At 68.9% G+C, this 3,732-nt stretch carries 3 protein-coding genes; 1 reads left to right on the top strand and 2 read right to left on the bottom strand.

Annotated elements, in window-relative coordinates; genetic code table 11:
* Positions 1–1,373 (bottom strand): bifunctional dTDP-4-dehydrorhamnose 3,5-epimerase family protein/NAD(P)-dependent oxidoreductase (locus VFZ39_RS06055; RefSeq protein WP_330864834.1); only part of this gene is annotated, 1,373 nt, incomplete at its 3' end.
* Between the two features lie 58 nt (positions 1,374–1,431).
* Between VFZ39_RS06055 and rfbA the strand changes: the two genes are divergently transcribed.
* Positions 1,432–2,307 (top strand): glucose-1-phosphate thymidylyltransferase RfbA, encoded by an 876-nt coding sequence (gene rfbA, locus VFZ39_RS06050; RefSeq protein WP_330864833.1) that lies wholly within the window; start codon positions 1,432–1,434, stop codon positions 2,305–2,307.
* 4 nt (positions 2,308–2,311) lie between these two features.
* Here rfbA and polA read toward each other — a convergent pair.
* Positions 2,312–3,732, bottom strand: a 1,421-nt coding sequence (gene polA, locus VFZ39_RS06045; RefSeq protein ID WP_330864832.1) for a DNA polymerase I, incomplete at its 5' end; no start/stop codon positions are given.

Here is a 3,732-nt window from a genome sequence, read left to right as displayed (position 1 = left end):
GAGAGGTAGCGATCGAGAGCCGCCGAAGCGGACTCCGGTTCGAACCCGGTGCTTCGGAGCTTCGCGAGGTTGAGTCCGCTGCGTCGCGGCCGCGGGGCTGGCGAGCTCCCCGTCGCGTACTCCTCGGTGCTGACGGGGACGACATCGTCCGGATCACGCCCGCAGAGCTCGAACACCCGCTGGGCGACCTCGGCCCAGGAAATGACCGGACCGCTGTTGGTGACGTTGTAGATGCCAAACGGAGCACCCACATCGAGCAGGTGTCTGGTGGCGCGGGCCAGCTCGTGGCTGAACGTCAGGCGTCCGTACTGGTCGTCGACGACCTGCGGCCGTACCCCGCGCCGCGCGAGAGAGCTCATGGTGGCCACGAAGTTCTTGCCCTCCCCCACCAACCAGCTGGTGCGCAGCAGCAGGTGGCGCGGCGTCGTGACGACTGCCAGATCGCCGGCCGCCTTGCTCTGGGCGTAGACGCCGAGCGGCGAGAGGGGCTCGTCCTCGGTGTGCTCGTCCTGCGCCCCGTCGAAGACGTAGTCGGTGGAGTAGTGGACCAGGGTCAGCCGATGCCTGGTGGCCAGGCGCGAGAGGTGGGCCGGCCCCTGTGCGTTGGTCTGCCAGGCCTGCTGCCGACCCGGGAGCGACTCAGCGCCGTCGACGTCGGTCCAGGCGGCCGCGTTGATGACGACGTCGTAGTCGGACCAGTTCCAGGCCTCCAACGCGTCACGGTCGGTGATGTCGAGCTCCCGCACGCCGGCGGTTCGGGCGTCCGGGAAAGCCTGGGCCAGTGCTCGTGCCAGCTGACCGCCGGAGCCGAGGATCAGCGTCGCGGGTCGCGGCACGGGCGACACGTGCGACAGCAGTGGGTTCTGGCGGTCCTTGTCGGAGATGTCCGCATCCTGCAGCGGGACCGGCCACGGGACACCGATGGCAGGGTCGGCCAAGTCGACGGCGACGTACTGCTGGCCACCTGACCAGTGGTCGTTGACCAGATAGCTGTAGGCGGTGCCGTCCTCCAGCGCCTGGTAGCTGTTGCCCACGCCTCTCGGCACGAACACGGCGACCGACGGGTCCAGCTCGACCGTGACCACCGTGCCGAACCCCTGCCCCTCACGCAGGTCCACCCACGCACCGAACGCGCGCCCCGTGGCCAGCGACACCAGCTTGTCCCAGGGTTCGGCGTGGATCCCGCGCGTGACCCCACGTCGCGCGTTGAAGGAGACGTTCTGCTGCACCGGTCCGAAGTCCGGGAGGCCGAGGGCGAGCATCTTCTCGCGCTGCCAGCTCTCCTTGAACCAGCCACGAGAGTCGACGTGCAGGGGCAGCCGGAGCACGCGCAAGCCAGGGATGGCGGTCGTCTCCACAGTCAGCTCGCTCATGCTCCCCTCTCGGCCGGGATCGAGCGTTCGTCCGGAACGCGTCTGAAAGTATCGCGGCATGCGCGGCATCGTCCTCGCCGGTGGGACCGGCAGCAGGCTCCACCCGATCACTCGCGCGGTCAGCAAGCAGCTGACGCCGGTCTACGACAAGCCGATGATCTACTACCCGCTGTCCACCATCATGCTCGCGGGCATCCGGGACATCCTGGTGATCACCACCCCCCACGAGAACGAGCAGTTCCGCAGGCTGCTCGGCGACGGGGACGGCTGGGGCGTGCGGATCACGTACGCCGTCCAGCCCGAGCCAGAGGGTCTCGCGCAGGCGTTCCTCATCGGGGAGGAGCACATCGCCGGCGACCGGGTCGCCCTGATCCTCGGCGACAACATCTTCCACGGCCGTGGGCTGGGCAATCATCTCCGACGATTCCACGACGTCGACGGCGCCGCGGTCTTCGGCTACCGGGTCTCCGACCCGACCGCCTACGGCGTGGTGGAGTTCGGAGAGGACGGCATCGCGATCTCGCTGGAGGAGAAGCCCGAGCGCCCGCGGAGCAGGTACGCCGTACCGGGGCTCTACTTCTACGGCCCTGATGTCGTGGAGCGTGCCAAGACACTGACTCCGTCGGCCCGCGGCGAGCTCGAGATCACCGACCTCAACCGGCTCTACCTGGACGAGGGACGGCTCCTCGTCGAGAAGCTCCCCCGCGGGACCGCGTGGCTCGACACCGGCACCTTCGACGACCTGAACGACGCCAGCCGGTTCGTCCGCAACGTGGAGCACCGACAGGGCACCAAGCTCGGGTGCCCCGAGGAGGTCGCGTGGCGGATGGGCTTCATCGACGACGACCAGCTCCGGCGCTGTGCCGCAGAGCTCACCGCCAGTGGCTACGGCGATTACCTGCTCGACGTCCTGAACTCCCCCAAGCTCCTCTGAGCCGTCAGTGAGCGGCGTCGTGCCAGCTGCGGCCGGTACCGATCGAGACGTCGAGCGGGACCCGGAGGTCGGCGGCGGAGCCCATCTGCTCGCGCACGAGCGCGTCGAGCCGGTCGCTCTCGCCCTCGGCGACCTCGAACACGAGCTCGTCGTGCACCTGGAGCAGCATGCGTGAGGCGAGGCCGGCCTCGCGGATGGCTCGGTCGACGTTGAGCATCGCGACCTTGATCAGGTCGGCCGCGGACCCTTGGATCGGGGCGTTGAGGGCCATCCGTTCGGCCATCTCGCGGCGCTGCCGGTTGTCGCTGGTGAGGTCGGGGAGGTAGCGGCGCCGGCCCCAGATGGTCTCGGTGAACCCGCTGCGCCGGGCCTCGTCGACGACGCCGGCGAGATAGTCGCGCACCCCGCCGAAGGTCTCGAAGTACTCGTCCATCAGGCCGCGTGCCTCGCTGGGGTCGATCCGCAGCTGCTGACCCAGGCCGAATGCGGACAGGCCGTAGGCGAGCCCGTAGTTCATCGCCTTGATCTTGGCCCGCATCTCGGTGTTGACGTCGGAGGGCTCGACCCCGAACACCCGCGCCGCGGTCACGGCGTGGAAGTCGCGGCCGCTGCGGAACGCCTCGATCAGCAGCTCGTCTTCGGAGAGGTGCGCCATGATCCGCATCTCGATCTGGCTGTAGTCGGCTGTCATCAGGCAGTCGGAGCCCGGCCCGACGACGAACCCTTCGCGGATCCGTCGACCCTCCTCGGTCCGGATCGGGATGTTCTGGAGGTTCGGGTCGGTGCTCGACAGTCGTCCGGTCGCTGCGATCGTCTGGTTGAACGTCGTGTGGATCCGACCGTCCGGCGCCACCGTCTTCAGCAGTCCCTCGATCGTCTGGCGCAGCCGGGACACGTCGCGGTGCCGCAGCAGCGCGGTCAGGAACGGGTGCTCGGTCTTCTCGTAGAGGGACTGCAGCGCGTCGGCGTCGGTCGTGTAACCGGTCTTGGTGCGCTTGGTCTTGGGCATGTCGAGCTCGTCGAACAGCACGACCTGCAGCTGCTTGGGGGATCCGAGGTTGATCTCTTTGCCGATGACGGAGAAGGCCTCCTCCGCGGCGCGCGCGACCTCGTCGCCGAAGTGCCGCTCGAGCGACTCGAGGTGCTCGATGTCGACCGCCACGCCGACCCTCTCCATCTCGGCCAGCAGGTCGACCAGGGGTAGCTCCATCTCGGCGAGCAGTCGCGCCCCGCCATGCTCCTCGATCGCGACGTCGAGCGCCTCGGCCAGGTCGAGCACCGCCCGCGCGTGCAGCATCGCGACGTCCTGCACGCCGGTCGACTCGGTGTCGTCGAACGTGAGCTCCGCCTGCCCGTCGTCCTCGACCGCCGTGCGCAGCTCCCGCTTGAGGTAGCGCAGCGTGAGGTCGGCGAGGTCGTAGCTGC

This window comes from Nocardioides sp. (assembly GCF_036374615.1).
Classification (GTDB): domain Bacteria; phylum Actinomycetota; class Actinomycetes; order Propionibacteriales; family Nocardioidaceae; genus Nocardioides.
The sequence above is the reverse complement of the archived record's forward strand: the minus strand, read 5'-3'. Positions and strand labels throughout refer to the sequence as shown.